The following is a 16,909-nucleotide window of genomic DNA, read 5'->3' as shown; positions in this document are numbered from 1 at the left end:
CAGACACCGGAGACCTCACATGAGCGACGACATCCAGGCAGCCATCGACAAGGCCGTGAAGGGCAATGACGTGGTGCTCTTCATGAAAGGCACACCGACCTTCCCGCAATGCGGTTTCTCCTCGGTCGTCGTCCAGGTGCTCGACTATCTCGGCGTCGACTATGTCGCGACCAATGTCCTGGAAGACCAGGCCGTGCGCGAAGGCATCAAGGTCTATTCCGACTGGCCGACCATTCCCCAGCTCTATGTGAAGGGCGAATTCGTCGGCGGCTGCGACATCATCAAGGAAATGTTCGAAAGCGGTGAACTGAAAGAGTTCATGGCCGAAAAGGGCATCGAGATGGAAGCGGCCTGACCTGCCGCTTTTAGCCAGGAAACAGGTTGCCGGCCCGGTCCCCGCCCGCGCTTGTTTCCAATACTACGATTGACGGCGTTTCCATTATCGCACTCTAATTGAACCATAGGGTTATGGAGTAGCGCTGATGAAACCTTCCGTCGCCGTCTCATCGTTCGTGATAGCACTGGCCGCATGCACTGCCCACGAACCGGTTCCAACAGATACCGCCTTGCAATCCGGCGTTGTTGAAACGGCCAACACGGGCGACATTCTGGAACAGCAAATCATCGTCGAGGCGGACGCGGGAGAGGTCTGGGACGCCTTCACCACGTCAGACGGCTATACGGCGTGGGCAACTCCATTCGCCATAATCGATTTTCGAATTGGCGGATCCATCGAGAGCAGCTACCAGCTCGACGCCGAAGCCGGCAGCAGCGACAACATCAAGCTGGAAATTCTAGCTTACCTTCCGGGAAAATTACTCGTCCTGAAAACGGTGCAGGCGCCTCCCGGGTTCGCGTCGCAGGAAGTCCTCGACCGCCTCGTTTCGGTGTTCGAATTCGAACCGGTCGGCACCGACCGTACCCGGGTCAAGATTTCAGGTGTGGGGTATGGCGATGATGAGGAGTCCGCCCGGTTGCGCGACTTCTTCATTCAGGGCAACGCGTATTCGCTACGCGCCCTCCATGACCGTTTCGTGAAAGGCCCAACCGACTGGCAGGCCTTGTTCGCGGAACGGCAGAGCGCGGAGTAATATCGCCGCATAAGAATCATTCAGGACTTGCCGTACACTGTGGCCGCTGATTTCCCGCTGACGTCACATCAAGGGGGCCTGATACTGGATCCGCCGACATGGCGCCCGAAAGCCAACCGGGCACCCGCCCGGCGGTTCCCTGCTGACAGAAGCTGATTGACCTGACGCCCCATAGGCCCCACTGATGGGCGGTCGAAGCGCGACACGCGCGCATGGGCTGGCGGCGTGGAATACGCCGATTGGACTCCCGGTTGGTTTAGCCTCTCCCTTCAGACACGATTTCATTTCAGATCCTGTTCACGCCGGTTCTGCCCGCAACGCTCCGGACAAGACCGGAGCGCACGGCGCTGCTGCGTACATCTCGCGTGCCGGCCCGAGAAAGGATCTCCATGATCACGTTTGGAACAACATGTCCGGCTGGCCCGGACAGGCTGGACGCCCCTGCCCCTGGCCAGGACCGCAAGCCCCTGTCTGACAAGCGCATCCACATCGCCCTGCTATTCGCCCTCATCCTCGCCGCCCAGCTCTTCCTGCCAGCCGTGGCCAGCGCCCGCCAGCAGGCTGACCCCCTGCCGGACAATGCCACGCGCTCGGCCTATGGGGGCAGCTGGACCTGCGACCTCGGTTTCTTCAGGAATGAAGGTGCGTGCGAGCCAATCGCACTGCCCGAGAACGCCTACCTGTCCAGCCGCTCCTATGATCGGGGATGGCTGTGCAAACACGGTTACATTCCCAATGACGGGCGGTGCGTGCCCGTCGCTGTTCCACCCAATGGCTACCTCAAGGAGCGCGGTGACAGCTGGGGATGCGATCGCGGGTATCGTGCAGCTGGTGACACCTGTGTCGCGCTGGATGTTCCCGACAATGCCTTCCTCTCGGACCGCCACAGCCCGCTCGGCTGGGAATGCGAGCGCGGCTACATGGTGGTGCTCGACCGCTGCATGCCCATCCAGGTACCTGACAATGCCTATCTCAGCGATACCTCGTTCGGGTCCGAATGGGTTTGCGAACGCGGTTTTTACCGCTCAGGCGATTCGTGCATTGAAGTTGCCGTGCCCGAGAACGGATATCTCGAAACCACCTCTTATGGACCGGGCTGGGCCTGTGACCGCGGCTATCGTGCGGCGGGGTCGAAGTGTGAGCCCGTCACGGTGCCGGAGAACGCCCATCTCGACTACACCGGCAGCCGCTGGGAGTGTGACAAGCCCTACCAGAAGCGCGGCGACGCCTGCGTGCCCGAACAGGACTGACAGGCCTCGCCAGACTTGAAGCGCCCGCAGCAAGGCGGGCCTTCCATCCAGCGCGCCCCTTCACCCCCCCGCATTGATTGTCAGCAGCGGTGAGGCGCCGTCGCTGGCGGCGGACTGCAGGGCAAGCAGGAAGGTGACGAGGTTGAAGGTCGTCTTCGATTGCAGGTCCTGGTCATCGATCCAGTACCAGTGATCGCGATAGAAGATTTTCACCGCCGCACCCGCGGGCTCGCTGGCCCCGGCACGAACCTCGAAGATATTGCCGAGATAGGCTGCCCAGTCCGGCGTGCGTGCTGAGGCCACTCCGCTCTGCGTCGTCAGGCCGGCATCGAGATGCGCCGGCGGGACGTCGACCGCATGCGACAACGTATAGAGCGCGCCAAGGACGGTGCGGGTCTGGGCGAAGGCCGCATCGGCCTGCCGGCCGGAATCCTTTGCGACGAGGCGGAACTCCATCGCACAATCCGGCGCCTCCAGTAGCGCCCGAAGCGGCGCGCAGACATCGGTATCGACCGCATCGATCACGAGATGCGTTCCAGCCCCTTCACCGCCGGGCAGGCGCTCGATCGTGACGCGCTCCTCCTGCTGGAGTTCGCGGACCAGCCCTGCCATCTGGCGAAACGCATAATTGTCAGGAATGGTGGCCGGTGTCGGGCCCGAGACGCTGGCCGCATTCGAGAGCGGCCCGATACGTTCGATGCAGCACGCCATCAGGCGCTCGACGCTCCAGCCGGAATTGGCCAGCAGCACGACGGTTTCCGGCGCAATCGGGGCGAGAAGGTCCTGCGCAAACTGGCTGCTGTCGAGCGGCTTGTAGACCGTGGTCGGTGTCTCGCTGACGCTCGCGCCCGGAATGATCAGCGAGGAGCCATCCGCGGTGTTGCGGAACGGTATGAGGTTTTCGGCCGAGGCGGAGAACACGTACTGGTGCTGCGTCGTGATGCCGTCGATATCCATGAACACGATGGGGTCGCGATATTTCAGGCGCACCAGGTTGAGCAGGAGCTGCTCGCTCTTCGTCTTCGCAATCGCTTCATTATAGGCATAGCCCGAGGGGCTGATCGTGCCCGCCCCGCGATGGCTGGCGCAGCCGGTGAGCACGGCCAGGCTGCATAGCCCCGCCACCAGAAACCGAACAAATGAACCCATGCCCTCAAAGCCCCCTTCTTATCCCGCGATCAATAGCAAACACCGCGAATGCGAACCGCACTGCCTGCCCTGATCTGACGCCTGGTCACAATAGACAAAGCGTAGGTCGGGTCAAAAAAAGGTCAAAGCCATTTCCGGGGCCGCCCCCTTTCGTGAAGGCCTGCGCGTTCCTAGGTGGAGTCGGGAAGGAGGCTCTCATTGCCTGACAGCACGTCCAGCCTGCCACCGCTTGATCCGGACCACGTCGCCATTGTCGAGGCTTCCGGCGGCAAGCTCCTCCCGCTGGAGCCGATTGGCGCAGAGGTCCACGGGATCGACCTGACGTCCGAAAGCCCGCCGCCACCCGACCTGCGCCGCGCGCTGGAACAGGAAATGGCCCGGCGCGGCTTCCTCGTTTTCAAGAACCCGAAGCAACTGGACGTCGATGATTTCCTGCGCGCCAGCTGCTGGTGGGGCGGGCGGCAATTGCACAGCACCCATGGCATCCACCCGGCAACGCCCGGCGGCAACCCGCACGTCTTCCGTCTGTCGAACGACCGCGCGCACGGCATCCCCGGCGTCGGTCCGCAATGGCACAATGATGGCAGCTTCATTCCCGCGACGTTCTCCCATTCCGGCTACCATATCATCCGGCCGGCCGAAAAAGGCGGCGGGACCTATTTCGCCCATCAGGCTGGCGCCTATGACGCCCTGCCCGATGCCAAGAAGGCGTACTGGAGCCGGCTGACCTCGGTGAATTCCAATTCCGGCGTCACGCACCCGCTGGTGCACACGCATCCCATATCGGAGCAGACATGCATCTGGCTCCACCTCGGCATGACCGGCGCCGTCATCGAGAAGCTGCCGGATGAGGACGGGTTCCGGTTGCTCGATGCGTCCGAGCTGACGACGCTCTGCCGGGACTATAACGACATCCTCAATGCCGGCCTCGACAATGGCTATGCCATCGCCTTCGAGTATGAAGAGAATGATTGCGTCTTCATCGACAATCTCGCGGTTGCGCACCGCGCGGCGCCGGAAGCGCACCTGCCCGCCGAGCAGCAGGGCCTCAGGATTATGCACCGCAGTACGGTTCGCGGGATCCACCCGCTCTCGCCCGGCTTCGGCCTGCCGGCCTTTGTCGACATCCATGGCGCAAACCCGTTCAGCGCCGGCGTCTGGCAGGGCGGCGGCATCGGCTTTCGCTGGGACGAGCATATTCCGATGCAGAACTAGCCGGAGACGCCCGGCCCGTGCATGCTGGCAGGCTCACCCGCGATCAGACTTCAGGGGGATGACATGCCAGGCGCGTTTGACGGCATCAGGATACTCGACCTGACAACCATGGTCTCTGGCCCCATGGCGTGCATGATCCTGGCCGACCAGGGCGCCGACGTCATCAAGATCGAGGCGCCGCGCGGCGACCAGATGCGCGCCCTCGGCCCCGCCCACAAGGGCATGTCCGGCGGCTTCTTCTCCTGCAACCGCGGCAAGAAATCGGTATCGCTCGACCTCAAGACCGATGCGGGCAAGGCGGTCCTGCGCGACCTGATCGCGAGCGCCGATGTGCTGGTGCAGAATTTCCGCCCCGGCGCCATCGACCGGATGGGCTTTGGCGAGGCTGATGTGCGCGCGATCCGGCCGGACATCCTCTACGTCTCCATGAGCGGCTTCGGCGATGCCGGCCCCTATTCCCACAAGCGCGTCTACGATCCGGTGATACAGGCCCTGACCGGGGCGACCGACGTGCAGGCGGACCGCAAGACCGGCCGCCCGCAAATGTTCCAGGTCATCATCGCGGACAAGGTGACCGCCCTGACCGCCGCCCAGGCGATCTCGGCGGGCCTGTTCGCGCGGGCCCGCACCGGCGCTGGCCAGCATATCAGACTGTCGATGCTCGACGCCCTGATCGCCTTCTTCTGGCCCGAGCAGATGGCCACGCTCAACTTTGTCGGCCAGGAAAAGGACCCGGCGGAATTCCGCTCCGGCATGGACCTGATCTACGAAACGAAGGACGGCTACATCACGGTGGGCGCCGTCTCGGACGCAGAGTGGAAGGGCCTCTGCACGGTGCTGGACAAGCCGGAATGGATCGAGGATCCCCGCTTCAGGGAGGCAGGCCCCCGCATGCGGAATGTCGGCATCCGCAAGGAATTGTGCGCGGCCGAATTGGCGCGATGGTCGTCAGAGGCGCTGCTCGCGGCCCTCAACGAGGCCGATGTGCCGAGCGCGCCGCTGCTGACACGCTATGACCTTCTCGACGATGAGCAGGTCAAGGCGAATGGCCTCCTCATCGTCGACGAATACGGAACGCTCGGCCCGGTGCGCCAGCCCCGCCCCGTCGCGCAATTCGATGGCACGCCCAGCCGCATCAGGGGCGCCGCCCCCTTCCTCGGCGAACACAACCGTGCGGTCCTGTCCGAACTCGGCTATGATGCGGACACGCTTGAGCAGCTGGAAAGAAGCGGTGTCCTGACGGGCGGATAAGGCACCGCCCTCAGGCGCGCCGCTCCAGCACATAGACCGTCGATTGCGTCGTCTTGCCGTCATGGACAAGATGCGGGCCCGTCTCTTCTGACAGTTTGCGGACCTTCCCAGCCTCGATGCTCGCCTTCAGGCGCCCGCCATAATCCTCCAATGCAATGCTGCGGTCATTCAGAGACAGCACCATGAAGCCGCCGGGTGTGAGCAGGTCGACGAGTTCGTCATAGAGCGCGCCGGGGGCGGCCCCGACGCTGATCGCGCCAACCGCGGTGATCGCGCGGTAGGCCCCACGTTCGACCGGCAGCGGCTGGTCTGGCCTGGTCCTGATGAGATGCCTGTAGACGCCCTTGCGCCGGGCCTCTTCGAGCATGCCGTCGGAAATATCGGCGCCGTCGATGACCTTGAAACCGGCATCGGCCAGCGCGACCCCCGAAAGGCCGGTGCCGCAGGCAAAATCGAGCACGGGCGCCTGCTTGTCGGCAAGCGCGGCGCTGAGCGCCTCCGCAACACGTCCCGGCGTCTTGTATGCGCTGTCCTCGAGATCCGCGTCGTAACCGGCTGCCCAGTCATCATAGAGGGCGCGCATCTCGTCCTGTCCGGTCGTCCTGTAGACCCGGTCAATGAAGTCATCGGTCATGCGGGCCTTCTAACCGATCCCCGCCGCGCCTGTCCAACGAGGGGCCAGGGGCAAGCATCGCCCGCACCGGAACGTCAGCAGGTCTCGCCCGACGCGTTCTCCAGCTCGAGACAGAGTGCATCGGCGCGGCTGGCATCGCCGAACTGGCGAAGAAGCTGCGCCAGCCCCCTCACGGCCTGCGGGTTCAGCGGGTCGAGTGAGAGCACACGCCGGTACCAGAGCTCGGCGGCCTGCGGATCGCCCGCTTCGAGATAGCGTTCCGCGACAGCCAGCCCGACCGAGCTATGCCACGGGCGGATCGCGACCGGATTGTCGCCATAGCCCGCCTCCATGGCGCGCCAGGCCTGCTCGAGATACGGGGTCGAGCGCTCCGGCCTGCCGGTGAGGAGATAGAGCTCCGACAGGTTGATCATCGTGCCCCAGTCGTCGGGATTGATGACGAGCGCGCGTTCATAGGCGCGTTCGGCCTCGTCAAATTCCCGCCGGGCCGACAGGGCGAGGCCGAGCGCCCGCCAGGCCCGGTCATGGGAGGGGTCGGCTCGTGTTGCACGCCGCGCCAGGCCGATAGCCCGGTCGAGACCATCCTGCGCCCTCGCCGTGTCGAGCCAGCCGCCCTCCAGCGCCTCGGTCAGGGACGTGCGCTCATCGACGGGACCGGCCGCCCCTTCATAGCGCACCAGGCGCTGGGTAAGCGCATTGGCGAGGCCGGCAAGCGCTGCGCCATTGCCGGGGCTTTCCTCGAGAATGGTCTCGTACAGTCGAAGGGCGGCTTCATTGTCCGAGCGGTTGAACTGGCTGTAGAACCCGTCCGCGCGCGACAGGCGCTGGTCTTCGCTGCCCACCGGACTGGCCGGTTCGGGCGACCGGAAGACAGTCAGGGTCAGAAGACCAGCCAGACCGGCCGCGAGAATGCCCCCGCCGAAGAGAAGCGCGAGCCGTGGCAGATGCCCCCGTGGCGCGGCCGCAGCGCCAGCATCCCCCACATCCGCAATCAGGCGATAGCCGCGCTTGGACACGGTTTCGATGTACCGCGCATCGCGTGCATCGTCGCCGAGCGCCTTGCGCAGCTTGAAGACGGTGCGGGTCAGCGCATCGTCATTCACATGGATGTCGCCCCAGAGCGCCTTTGCAATGTCCGGTTTGGAGATGACCTTGCCCGGATGCTCGGCGAGCAGCATCAACAGGTCCATGACGCGCGGCTCAAGCTCGACCTCGTTGCCGCCGGCCCGCAGGCGATTGGCCGCCGGCTCAACCAGCCAGTCGCCAATCTTCATGTCCTTGCTGGATCGGGGCTTTTGCACGCTTTATCGGTCCAAGAATAAAAAGGTCAGACGTTCAGGATTGTCCGGTCATGGCGTTTCTACAAGGCGAGGTGTTTGCGTAAAGCCATGCCCGCAGGACGGGCGACGACAAACGCGCAAAGGACGCTGAAACGATCATGATCCGTCACATCATTCGAACCATCGCCATCTCATCCGCCAGCCTCGCTGCGCTGGGCGCCTGCGCCCTCGCCGAGCCGGAGACGAACACGGACACATTGAGCGCGGCCCAGGCCATCGAGGATCTCGACCGGCTCTATGAAGGGCTTGAGGCCGGTCATGCCAACCTGTTTGCGGCAACGCCGAAACCGGTCTTCGATGCGAAGTATGAGGCACTTCGGGCGCGTTACACCGCGCCGGTCTCGCTGGCCGAGCTGCATTCGGACTTCCAGCGCTTCACAGCGCTCGCCCATCATGCCCATGCGCGCATCAACAGCCTGAACCCCGGTTTCAGGGCGCATATCGAGGCGGGCGGCAAGGTCTTCCCGCTGAAGCTGTCCGTGGTCGATGGCGAAGTCGTGGTGGCAGGCGCCCCGAGCGGAAGCGATGTGAAACCGGGTGACCGGCTGCGCGCGCTCGAAGGCGAACCGAACCCGATCTGGCTTGCTGGCCTGCTAGCGTTCATTCCAGCCGAGACACCTGCACTTGCCTATTCGATGATGTCGGGCGGCGAGCCCTATTATATGTGGCTTGCCTATGGGCCGAAGGACACTTTCAACGTCACGGTCGAGCGGAGCGAGGAAACCATCACGGCCGCGCTGCCTGCGATCCCGATTGACGAGATCGACACGCTTGTCACTCAGGAAAAAGGCTTCGATCTTGCCGGGCGCGAGGCGCGCCTGCTGAGCGAGACGGTCGGCTACCTGCGCCCCGGCCCCTTCTTCGACGTGGATGCGACCGAGCCGGGCGAGGCCTATTCCAAGGATGCTGTCGCGGCCTTCACAGCGTTCGTGGATGACGCCTTTACAGGCTTCATTCAGGCGGGCGTCAGCGACCTGGTGCTGGACCTTCGGGACAATCCGGGCGGGGACAACTCCTTCTCGGACCCGATTGTCGCCTGGTTCGCCGACGAGCCGTTCCGCTTTGCATCCGACTTCCGGATCCGCGTCAGCGCGGAGGCCATCGCCTCGAATCAAGCGCGTCTTGAGACGGCCGGTGAAGACAGCACGTCAGCCCGGCTGGCCGCACTCTATGCGTCAGCGGCGCCGGGTGAGGTCGTGTCCTATGAACTGCCCTATGCCGCGCCGCGCCAGGGCGAGCGTTTCGAGGGTGACGTGCATGTCCTCGTCAATCGCTACAGCTATTCCAATGCGGTCACTGTCGCGGCCCTGATACAGGATTACCGCTTCGGCACGATCTATGGCGAGCCGACCCGCGACATGGCGACGACCTATGGCGGGATGGAGCAGTTCACCTTGCCGAATACGGGCTTCCCGGTCGGTTTTCCCAAGGCGCACATCATCCGCCCGAATGGCGATGAAACCCCGCACCCTGTCACGCCGGACGTGCCCCTCCGCGCCCCGGCCATACGCGGCGCCGAAGACGTCCGTCTGGATGCGCTTGTGGCCCGGATCCGCGAAGCGGGATAGGCCCTGGTATTGCAGGCATCAGCGTCAGCATCGCCTGCAGCTGACCGCTGATGTCCTCAGCCGCTCTTCCTGTTCGCCAAGACCAGGTAGGCGCCGAAGGCGATTTCGATGGCCGCGATGAGCGCGATCGTGTGCAGCGATGTCAGCCCCAGCCCCATGGCTGCGACGGCGCCGACGGCCACCATCAGGCCGCCGAGTATGTAATAGGTCACGTCGCCATAGGCGGTGCGGAAGTTGAAGTAATGCGCGCCCACCGCCATGGCCGCGATGGGAAAGACAAGGTCCGGCCGGTTCGCCATCAGCAGCCAGGCGACGAACAGGCCGACAAACATCATTGGCAGTGTCTCGACCACGATCCGCCCGCCGGGATTACCCGCAACAACGCCCGCACGGCCGAACAGCGTCCGGCAGAGCAGCATGCTGATGGGAAAGATCACCATTCCGCCGAAAAACAGCGTCGCGAAACCCGCCTGAAGGCCTGACTGACTGAACACGATGGCAGAAGCCGCCCAGACCACGCCAGAAACAATCGCCCCCGGCCCACCCCCGACATAGGAGCGGCGGAGGTCCGCCTGGTAGTCTTCGAGGGTCATGGCTGTCTCCTGTCCTGGTGCGGTTGCGCATCAGCGAATACCTCAGCCCTACAGACCTAACCACTTCCTAAATCTTGCTGTCGCTGGTAAAGGCGCGGGCCATGAGCACCCTCATCCAGACCCCGCCGAAAACGCGTGAGCCGAAGACCCAGCCCAAGGTCGGCATTGTCTCGCTTGGCTGCCCCAAGGCGCTGGTCGATAGCGAACGCATCATCACGCGCCTGCGCGCCGAGGGCTATGCCATCGCGCCGGATTATGAGGGCGCCGACCTCGTCCTGGTGAACACGTGCGGCTTTCTCGACAGTGCGCGCGATGAAAGCCTCGAAGCCATCGGCGAGGCCATCGAGGCGAATGGCAAGGTGATCGTGACGGGGTGCCTTGGCGCCGAGCCGGAGGTGATCCAGAAGGCCCATCCCAAGGTGCTCGCGGTGACCGGGCCGCACCAGTATGAGCAGGTGATGGATGCGGTGCATACGCATCTGACGCCGCCGGCCAATGCCTATACCGACCTGGTGCCGGAGACGGGGCTGAAGCTCACACCGCGCCACTATTCCTATCTCAAGATTTCAGAGGGCTGTAACAATCGCTGCAGCTTCTGCATCATCCCGAAGCTGCGCGGCGACCTTGTCTCGCGCCCGATCCATCATGTGCTGACCGAAGCCGAACAGCTGGTGAAGGCTGGCGTGAACGAGCTGCTGGTGATCAGCCAGGACACGTCGGCCTATGGGCTCGATGTGAAATACGCCCCGCAGACCTGGAAGGGCGAAGCCTACGAGACCCGCTTCCTCGACCTCGCGCGCGGGCTCGGCTCGCTCGGCGCCTGGGTGCGGATGCACTATGTTTACCCCTACCCGCATGTCGACAAGGTGATCCCGCTGATGGCCGAGGGGGCGATCCTCCCCTATCTCGACATCCCCTTCCAGCATGCCTCGGCCAATGTGCTGAAGGCGATGAAGCGCCCGGCCAAGCAGGACCGGGTTCTGGAGCGCATCCAGCAATGGCGCCGCGACGTGCCGGGCATGACCATCCGGTCGACCTTCATTGTCGGCTTTCCGGGGGAGACCGAAGAAGACTTCGAAATCCTGCTCGACTTCATCCGCGAGGCGAAGATCGACCGCGCCGGCTGCTTCAAATACGAGAATGTCGAACATGCCGAGAGCCGGCTGCTCGAGGGCCACCTGCCGGAAGAGGTGAAAGAAGAGCGCTGGCACCGCTTCATGGCGCTGCAGGCGGAAATTTCCGCCGAACGGGCCGCCGCCCAGATCGGAACGGTGCAGGACGTCATCATTGACGGGCCGGGCGAGGAACCGGGGGAAATTCTGGCCCGGTCGAAGGCCGACGCACCGGAAATCGACGGCGTTGTCTACCTCTCCGGCGCTACAGATGTCTCGGCCGGCGACATCGTCAGCGTCCGGGTGACGGACGCCGACGAATACGACCTTTACGCCGAACCGGCTTAAACGGGCCGGGATGTCCGGCGCCAGACTGCAATCAGACTGCAATCATCCCGGAATCATACTGGAATTGTACGGAAAATGGACTCCGTCCAATCTAGTTGCGGACCGTGTTGCGCACGCTCACCTCTGCCCCGTCGGGGATGCCGAGTTCGGAGAATGACCAGCTCAGCGCCACACCATCCGGCAGGTTCGCGCGGCAATAATCCTCCTTCTCGCGGTAGAACCCGACCGAGAACCGGTCACCATTCATCCGCCGCACATCAGTGCCGATGAACTCCTTCGTGGTGCAGCCATTGGAGGAGACCCGGACCGTCACCGTGTCCCCGGTAATATCCGCCGCCTTGATCGTGCCGTAGTGCGGGGAAATTGCCAGTTCCGAATGAAGGTCTTCCTCATCGGCATCAATTACGATACAACCCGAGAGAGCGACAAGTGTAGCACCCATGACTGGAAGCATGAGCAGGGAGGAAAAATTTTTCGTCATCGAAAGATTCCTTATTGACTTACGATATTGAAGCGTATTGACTATCGATATGAACAAGTCAAGTACTAGATTCTCCCTGCGACGGACTTTGAAAAAGGATACCATCATGCGCGTTCGTATTGCCCTTGCCGGCCTCGCTGCAGGCGCTGTCGCTGCTACACCTGCCTTCGCTGAAACACGCACCTTCAGCGTGTCGGATTTTGACGCCATCGACGTCTCGGCAGGCATAAAAGTTTACTACGAAACCGGCGTGCCGCAATCGGTGTCGGTAGAGAACGAAAAAGGTGACTTCAGCGACATCAAGGTCGAGGTGGATGACGGGGCGCTTATCCTCTCCCGCGCCAAGAAGATAAACTGGGGCGGCAAGCGGGAATCCTACACAGTCACGGTTGGGGTGCCCTCGCTGAGCGATATCGAGGCGTCTTCCGGCTCCTATATCGAAGGCAGTGGCCTCTCCGGCGACGACGCCTCCCTCGACGTGTCCTCCGGCGCCCGCGCCGTCATCACAAATGCTTCCGTCGGCGATATAGAAGTCGAAGCCTCCAGCGGCTCGAGCGCCGAAATTTCCGGCAGTTGCACGGAAATCGATGCCGATGCCTCGTCCGGCGCGAGCATCGATGCCTCGGACCTGCAATGCACAGCGCTTGAGGCCGATGTGTCAAGCGGTGCCTCGATCCGCGCCTACGCCACCAATCGCGTGAATGCCGATGCCTCCAGCGGCGGATCTGTCCGCGTCAGCGGTGGCGCAACCGATGTCACAATCGACAAATCAAGCGGCGGATCGGTTTCGGTCGGCTAGCTTTCAGGAGACCATGATGCGTGGGTCGTGACCCCGACCCTGACAATCGACGCCCGAGCGCATCATGCGGCCCGCCCGGTACTGGTGATTGACCCGTCGCCAGTCATACCGGGCGGGCCAACCTGTTCAGGCGGCGAAGAAAATCACCCGAAATCAAAGTCTTCCAACTTGTAGCCGGGGTCCGGCCACTGCAGTTTCAAGTCTTCCATGGCGCCGCGAATGATCCGCGCAATGGCAGCATTGCGCCGGGTACGGCTATCGGAAGGAATGACATACCAAGGCGCCCAGTCGGTCGAGCAGCGCTCCACCATGGTCTCGTAAGCCTTCATGAATTCCGGCCAGATCTTCCGGTCGTCGAGGTCAGCCGGATTGAATTTCCACCGCTTGTGAGGTTCGGTGATGCGCTCCTTGAGGCGGATTCCCTGCTCTTCATAGCCGACATGAAGCATGAATTTCAGGATCTTCGTGCCATTCTCGGTGAGGTGCTTCTCGAACTGGTTGATCTGCTCATATCGCTGCTCGACCTGGTCTGCGGGCGCGAAATTGCGCACCTTCACGACCAGAACATCCTCGTACTGTGACCGGTCGAATATCCCGACAAAGCCCTTGCGCGGCGTCGCCTCATGCACCCGCCAGAGATAGTCATGGCCAAGCTCGATCCGCGTCGGCGCCTTGAAGGCCTTGACCTTCATGCCAAGCGGCGAGGTCTGCGCAAACACGTTCCGGATAACCCCGCTTTTTCCCGAGGTGTCCATGCCCTGAAGCACGATGAGCAGGGCCTTTTCGCGCGTGGCATAGAGCAGGTCCTGCAACTCATCGATCGCGCCGGCATCCGACTTCAGCGATTTACGGGCGTGCTTCTTGTCCGGGAAAAGATCGCGGTCGCCACTGTCTCGGGATGACAGGTCAAACGGTTTGCCGGGTGGGGCGATGAATCGCTTGCGAACGTCCTCGATTGATGGGGTGCTCATCGGTGCGGACCTCCAGATCCCTGAAACTCAAAAAGAAAAGGCCGCGCCCAATTGAGCGCGGCCTGACCTGTTGCGCAAGTCCTTGCAGACTTACGAAGAATAGTATTCGACGACCTGGGCCGGTTCCATCTTGACCGGATAAGGCACGTCGTTGAGTTCCGGCACGCGAACGAACGTCGCGGTCATCGCCTTGGGATCGACGTCGATATACTCTGGAATGTCACGCTCCGGCGAACCGAGGGCTTCGAGAACGAGAGCGATGTTGCGGGACTTCTCGCGGATCTCGACAACGTCACCGGCCTTCAGGCGATAGGACCCGATATTGGTCTTCACACCGTTCACCTTCACGTGGCCGTGGTTCACGAACTGGCGGGCCGCGAAGATCGTCGGAACGAACTTGGCGCGATAGACGAACGCTTCCAGACGGCTTTCCAGCAGGCCGATCAGGTTCTCTGCCGTGTTGCCCTTCTGACGGTTGGCTTCGTCATAGGTCTTGCGGAACTGCTTCTCGGTGATGTCACCGTAGTGGAATTTCAGCTTCTGCTTGGCCATGAGCTGCAGACCATAGTCAGAGGTCTTGCCGCGGCGGCCCTGACCGTGCTGGCCGGGTTTGGTCGGACGCTTGTTGACCGGAGATTTGGGGCGGCCCCAGATATTCTCACCGACGCGACGGTCGATCTTGTACTTCGTCGAGTGACGACGTGACATAGGTGTCTTCCTTTTTCGACGTGGGCCGGTGAAGCGTCCCTTGCGAGCTTCACGATCTCAACGGCGGCACCACACCTACCCGTCCTGAAGCGGCGCTTTAAAAGGGAAAAGCGCCGGGTGGTCAAGAGGCCTGACTGCTTTGCCCCTGGCCCTTGCGATGCCCTTTTGCGCCGCCCTGTCCGCGCGGTCCGCGGCGGCGTGGCCTGCGCCGGGGCTGGCCGTCCTTTTCCGGGCGGAACGACCGTCCGGCCTTTTCGCCCTGCGATTCATCAGGTCCCGCAGCATCGCTACCTGGCAGCCTGTTGCCGATGACCTTCTCGATATCACGCAGCAGCTTTCGTTCATCGGGGGCGCAAAGCGTGATCGCCGTACCGGATTCACCGGCGCGCGCTGTGCGGCCGATGCGGTGGACGTAGGACTCCGGAACATTGGGCAGCTCAAAGTTCACGACATGGCTGACCTTGTCGATATCGATACCGCGCGCCGCGATGTCGGTTGCCACGAGGACGCGCAGCTGACGGCCCTTGAAGGCATCCAGCGTCCTGGTGCGCTGGCTCTGGCTCTTGTTGCCGTGGATTGCGGCGGAGGCGACTCCGGCATCTTCGAGGTGACGGGAGACACGGTCGGCGCCGCGCTTGGTCCGGGTGAATACGATGGCGCTGTCGACATTGTCGGCGCTGAGAATCTCGGTCAGCGCGTCACGCTTCTGATTGGGGGTCAGGAACCGCACGCTCTGGTCGATCCGCTCGACTGGGCGAGACTCCGCTGCAACAGCAATGTTGACCGGATTGTCGAGGAACTTGTCGGCCAGCGCGCGGATATCCTTCGGCATGGTGGCCGACAGCAGCACCGTCTGGCGCTTTTCCGGCAGCTGGGCGAGGACTTTCCGGATCTGCGGCAGGAAGCCCATATCCATCATGTGGTCAGCCTCGTCGATGACGACCGTCTCGACCTGGTCGAGGCGGATGGCATTCTGGGATTGCAGATCGAGCAGGCGACCGGGAGTCGCGACGACGATATCCATGCCGCGCTGCATGGCGCGCACCTGCTTGGAAATCTTCATGCCGCCGATGATCATGGTCACGGAGGTGCGCATTTCGGCACTGTAGGCCCGGACACTCTCGACGATCTGCGCAGCCAGCTCACGGGTCGGGGCAAGCACAAGCGCGCGGCACGCCTTCGCGTCTGGGCGGCGGTTCGATTTCGCCAGCGTATTGAGAAGTGGCAGCACGAAGGCGGCGGTCTTGCCGGTCCCTGTCTGCGCCGTGCCAAGTATATCGTTTCCAGCCATCATGGCCGGAATGACCTGTTGCTGGATGGGTGTCGGGGTTTCATAGCCCTGTGCGGAAATCGCGCGCAGGATCGGCTCGGCGAGGCCGAGATCGGAGAATTGGGTCAAAAAGAAAACTTTCAATATGCCTGATGGGTGGGGTCTTCCCGCACCGGAAATAGGCGCCAATAGGCCAGGCCAGCAGATCATTCTGCCGGCTGGATAGTCGCGCGTTCAGGGCTTGGTTCGCAAGGCAACGATCGTTTTAGGAAAGTCGCTCGATCCGGGCCGAAGTGGCTGGTGGATCACTTGATCGATGCCTGAGGCGTCTGGCGCGTAGATAATGGGTTTGCCCGGAATAGCAATGGACTAATGCGGCAGGGGCGGAATCAGGCCGGAAAATCCTCGCCCTTGAGGTAATCGGACATTCGCGAAGTATCCCGTTTCTTCTCGCGATAGGTCCAGATCGTGATCACTACGAATGCGACCAGCAACGCTGTGCCCGCAGCCAGGACAAGCAGCCCGGGAACCGGCCCGATATGGGCCCGCTGGAGCATCTGGTCGATGGTTACGGCCTCAATCGGGTGAATCCAGATTTTCGCGATGTAGGCGGCATACTGGATCATGAATATCCAGAGATAGTTGCGCCGCAGCCGGTGGCCGATGGCCTGCCAGGCGGAGATGTGAAAGTCCGGCGTGACATAGTCATCCGAAAGCGCTGTTCCCCGGTCGAGCGCGATGTCACCCCCCTTGCCGCGCAGGATCGGCACCATCAGCGCCAGCTCCAGCAGGCGCGCCCGGAACTTCCAGGTCATGAAGTAACGGTAGCGCCGCGCCTCCAGGAAAAGGAACATGATGGTCAGCATGCCGACCAGCGGAATCGGGAGCGGCGAGGCTGTCGCCGTCGCGAAACTGACCGACAGCGCAATGCCGGTCGACACGACAGCCCAGTTGGTCGTCATATCAAGCCGCTGGCGCCAGATCGTGGAGCGGTAAACCTCCGCCCGGTACAGGTGGGCAAGCGCGCCTATTTCCTTGGCGCCGGATACCGGTTCAATCAGTTCACTATCAATATCATCTGTCACGCGGGCGACTATACACCCGAGTCGCACAAATCGCGAGAATGTCT

The 16,909-nt window shown here is 62.7% G+C and carries 17 protein-coding genes; 8 read left to right on the top strand and 9 right to left on the bottom strand.

The window, feature by feature from the left end; genetic code table 11:
• Positions 1–19 precede the first annotated feature (19 nt).
• The 3 genes from grxD (at position 20) to D1223_RS00910 (ending at position 2,341) form a co-directional block, all read left to right on the top strand.
• The gene (gene grxD / locus D1223_RS00920) at positions 20–355 is read left to right on the top strand and encodes a Grx4 family monothiol glutaredoxin (protein WP_119374531.1); all 336 of its coding nucleotides are present in this window, start codon (positions 20–22) and stop codon (positions 353–355) included.
• 127 nt (positions 356–482) lie between these two features.
• Entirely contained in the window at positions 483–1,091 is a 609-nt protein-coding gene (locus tag D1223_RS00915) for an SRPBCC family protein (RefSeq protein ID WP_119374530.1), read from the top strand.
• 389 nt (positions 1,092–1,480) lie between these two features.
• Positions 1,481–2,341 carry a hypothetical protein gene (locus D1223_RS00910; RefSeq protein WP_119374529.1) on the top strand — a complete coding sequence of 287 codons (861 nt, stop codon included), beginning with the start codon at positions 1,481–1,483 and terminating at the stop codon, positions 2,339–2,341.
• 60 nt (positions 2,342–2,401) lie between these two features.
• Here D1223_RS00910 and D1223_RS00905 read toward each other — a convergent pair whose 3' ends face one another.
• Positions 2,402–3,490: a hypothetical protein gene (locus D1223_RS00905; RefSeq protein ID WP_119374528.1), complete on the bottom strand. Its 1,089-nt coding sequence runs from the start codon at positions 3,488–3,490 to the stop codon at positions 2,402–2,404.
• 198 nt (positions 3,491–3,688) lie between these two features.
• Between D1223_RS00905 and D1223_RS00900 the strand changes: the two genes are divergently transcribed.
• Positions 3,689–4,705: a TauD/TfdA dioxygenase family protein gene (locus D1223_RS00900; RefSeq protein WP_119374527.1), complete on the top strand. Its 1,017-nt coding sequence runs from the start codon at positions 3,689–3,691 to the stop codon at positions 4,703–4,705.
• A 63-nt stretch (positions 4,706–4,768) separates the two neighbouring features.
• Complete coding sequence (locus D1223_RS00895) at positions 4,769–5,956, top strand: CaiB/BaiF CoA transferase family protein (RefSeq protein ID WP_119375231.1); 1,188 nt, start codon at positions 4,769–4,771, stop codon at positions 5,954–5,956.
• Between the two features lie 10 nt (positions 5,957–5,966).
• On the opposite strand, the gene D1223_RS00890 is transcribed toward D1223_RS00895, so the two are convergent.
• Positions 5,967–6,590 (bottom strand): class I SAM-dependent DNA methyltransferase, encoded by a 624-nt coding sequence (locus D1223_RS00890; RefSeq protein ID WP_119374526.1) that lies wholly within the window; start codon positions 6,588–6,590, stop codon positions 5,967–5,969.
• A gap of 74 nt (positions 6,591–6,664) precedes the next feature.
• Positions 6,665–7,891, bottom strand: a complete 1,227-nt coding sequence (locus tag D1223_RS00885; protein WP_147372631.1) for a winged helix-turn-helix domain-containing protein — start codon at positions 7,889–7,891, stop codon at positions 6,665–6,667.
• 137 nt (positions 7,892–8,028) lie between these two features.
• Between D1223_RS00885 and D1223_RS00880 the strand changes: the two genes are divergently transcribed.
• A complete protein-coding gene (locus D1223_RS00880; protein ID WP_119374524.1) occupies positions 8,029–9,498 on the top strand; it encodes a S41 family peptidase in 1,470 nt (489 codons plus the stop codon).
• Between the two features lie 56 nt (positions 9,499–9,554).
• On the opposite strand, the gene D1223_RS00875 is transcribed toward D1223_RS00880, so the two are convergent.
• Complete coding sequence (locus D1223_RS00875) at positions 9,555–10,091, bottom strand: DUF7010 family protein (RefSeq protein ID WP_119374523.1); 537 nt, start codon at positions 10,089–10,091, stop codon at positions 9,555–9,557.
• A gap of 101 nt (positions 10,092–10,192) precedes the next feature.
• On the opposite strand from D1223_RS00875, the gene rimO reads away from it, so the two are divergent.
• The gene (gene rimO, locus D1223_RS00870) at positions 10,193–11,551 is read left to right on the top strand and encodes a 30S ribosomal protein S12 methylthiotransferase RimO (RefSeq protein WP_119374522.1); all 1,359 of its coding nucleotides are present in this window, start codon (positions 10,193–10,195) and stop codon (positions 11,549–11,551) included.
• Positions 11,552–11,642: 91 nt separating this feature from the next.
• On the opposite strand, the gene D1223_RS00865 is transcribed toward rimO, so the two are convergent.
• Positions 11,643–12,032 (bottom strand): hypothetical protein, encoded by a 390-nt coding sequence (locus D1223_RS00865; protein ID WP_119374521.1) that lies wholly within the window; start codon positions 12,030–12,032, stop codon positions 11,643–11,645.
• Positions 12,033–12,138: 106 nt separating this feature from the next.
• Between D1223_RS00865 and D1223_RS00860 the strand changes: the two genes are divergently transcribed.
• Complete coding sequence (locus tag D1223_RS00860) at positions 12,139–12,831, top strand: head GIN domain-containing protein (protein WP_158586565.1); 693 nt, start codon at positions 12,139–12,141, stop codon at positions 12,829–12,831.
• A gap of 143 nt (positions 12,832–12,974) precedes the next feature.
• Here the strand turns inward: D1223_RS00860 and D1223_RS00855 are convergent, their stop codons facing one another.
• The 4 genes from D1223_RS00855 to D1223_RS00840 all read right to left on the bottom strand — a co-directional run bounded on the left by D1223_RS00855 (position 12,975) and on the right by D1223_RS00840 (position 16,865).
• A complete protein-coding gene (locus D1223_RS00855; RefSeq protein WP_119374519.1) occupies positions 12,975–13,802 on the bottom strand; it encodes a PPK2 family polyphosphate kinase in 828 nt (275 codons plus the stop codon).
• 90 nt (positions 13,803–13,892) lie between these two features.
• The gene (rpsD, locus tag D1223_RS00850) at positions 13,893–14,510 is read right to left on the bottom strand and encodes a 30S ribosomal protein S4 (protein WP_119374518.1); all 618 of its coding nucleotides are present in this window, start codon (positions 14,508–14,510) and stop codon (positions 13,893–13,895) included.
• Positions 14,511–14,631: 121 nt separating this feature from the next.
• Positions 14,632–15,909 (bottom strand): DEAD/DEAH box helicase, encoded by a 1,278-nt coding sequence (locus tag D1223_RS00845; RefSeq protein WP_119375230.1) that lies wholly within the window; start codon positions 15,907–15,909, stop codon positions 14,632–14,634.
• Between the two features lie 260 nt (positions 15,910–16,169).
• Positions 16,170–16,865, bottom strand: a complete 696-nt coding sequence (locus D1223_RS00840) for a DUF2270 domain-containing protein (RefSeq protein ID WP_233349812.1) — start codon at positions 16,863–16,865, stop codon at positions 16,170–16,172.
• Positions 16,866–16,909 lie beyond the last annotated feature (44 nt).

The organism is Henriciella mobilis (assembly GCF_003576285.1).
Taxonomy (GTDB): Bacteria; Pseudomonadota; Alphaproteobacteria; order Caulobacterales; family Hyphomonadaceae; genus Henriciella; species Henriciella mobilis.
The sequence above is the reverse complement of the archived record's forward strand: the minus strand, read 5'-3'. Positions and strand labels throughout refer to the sequence as shown.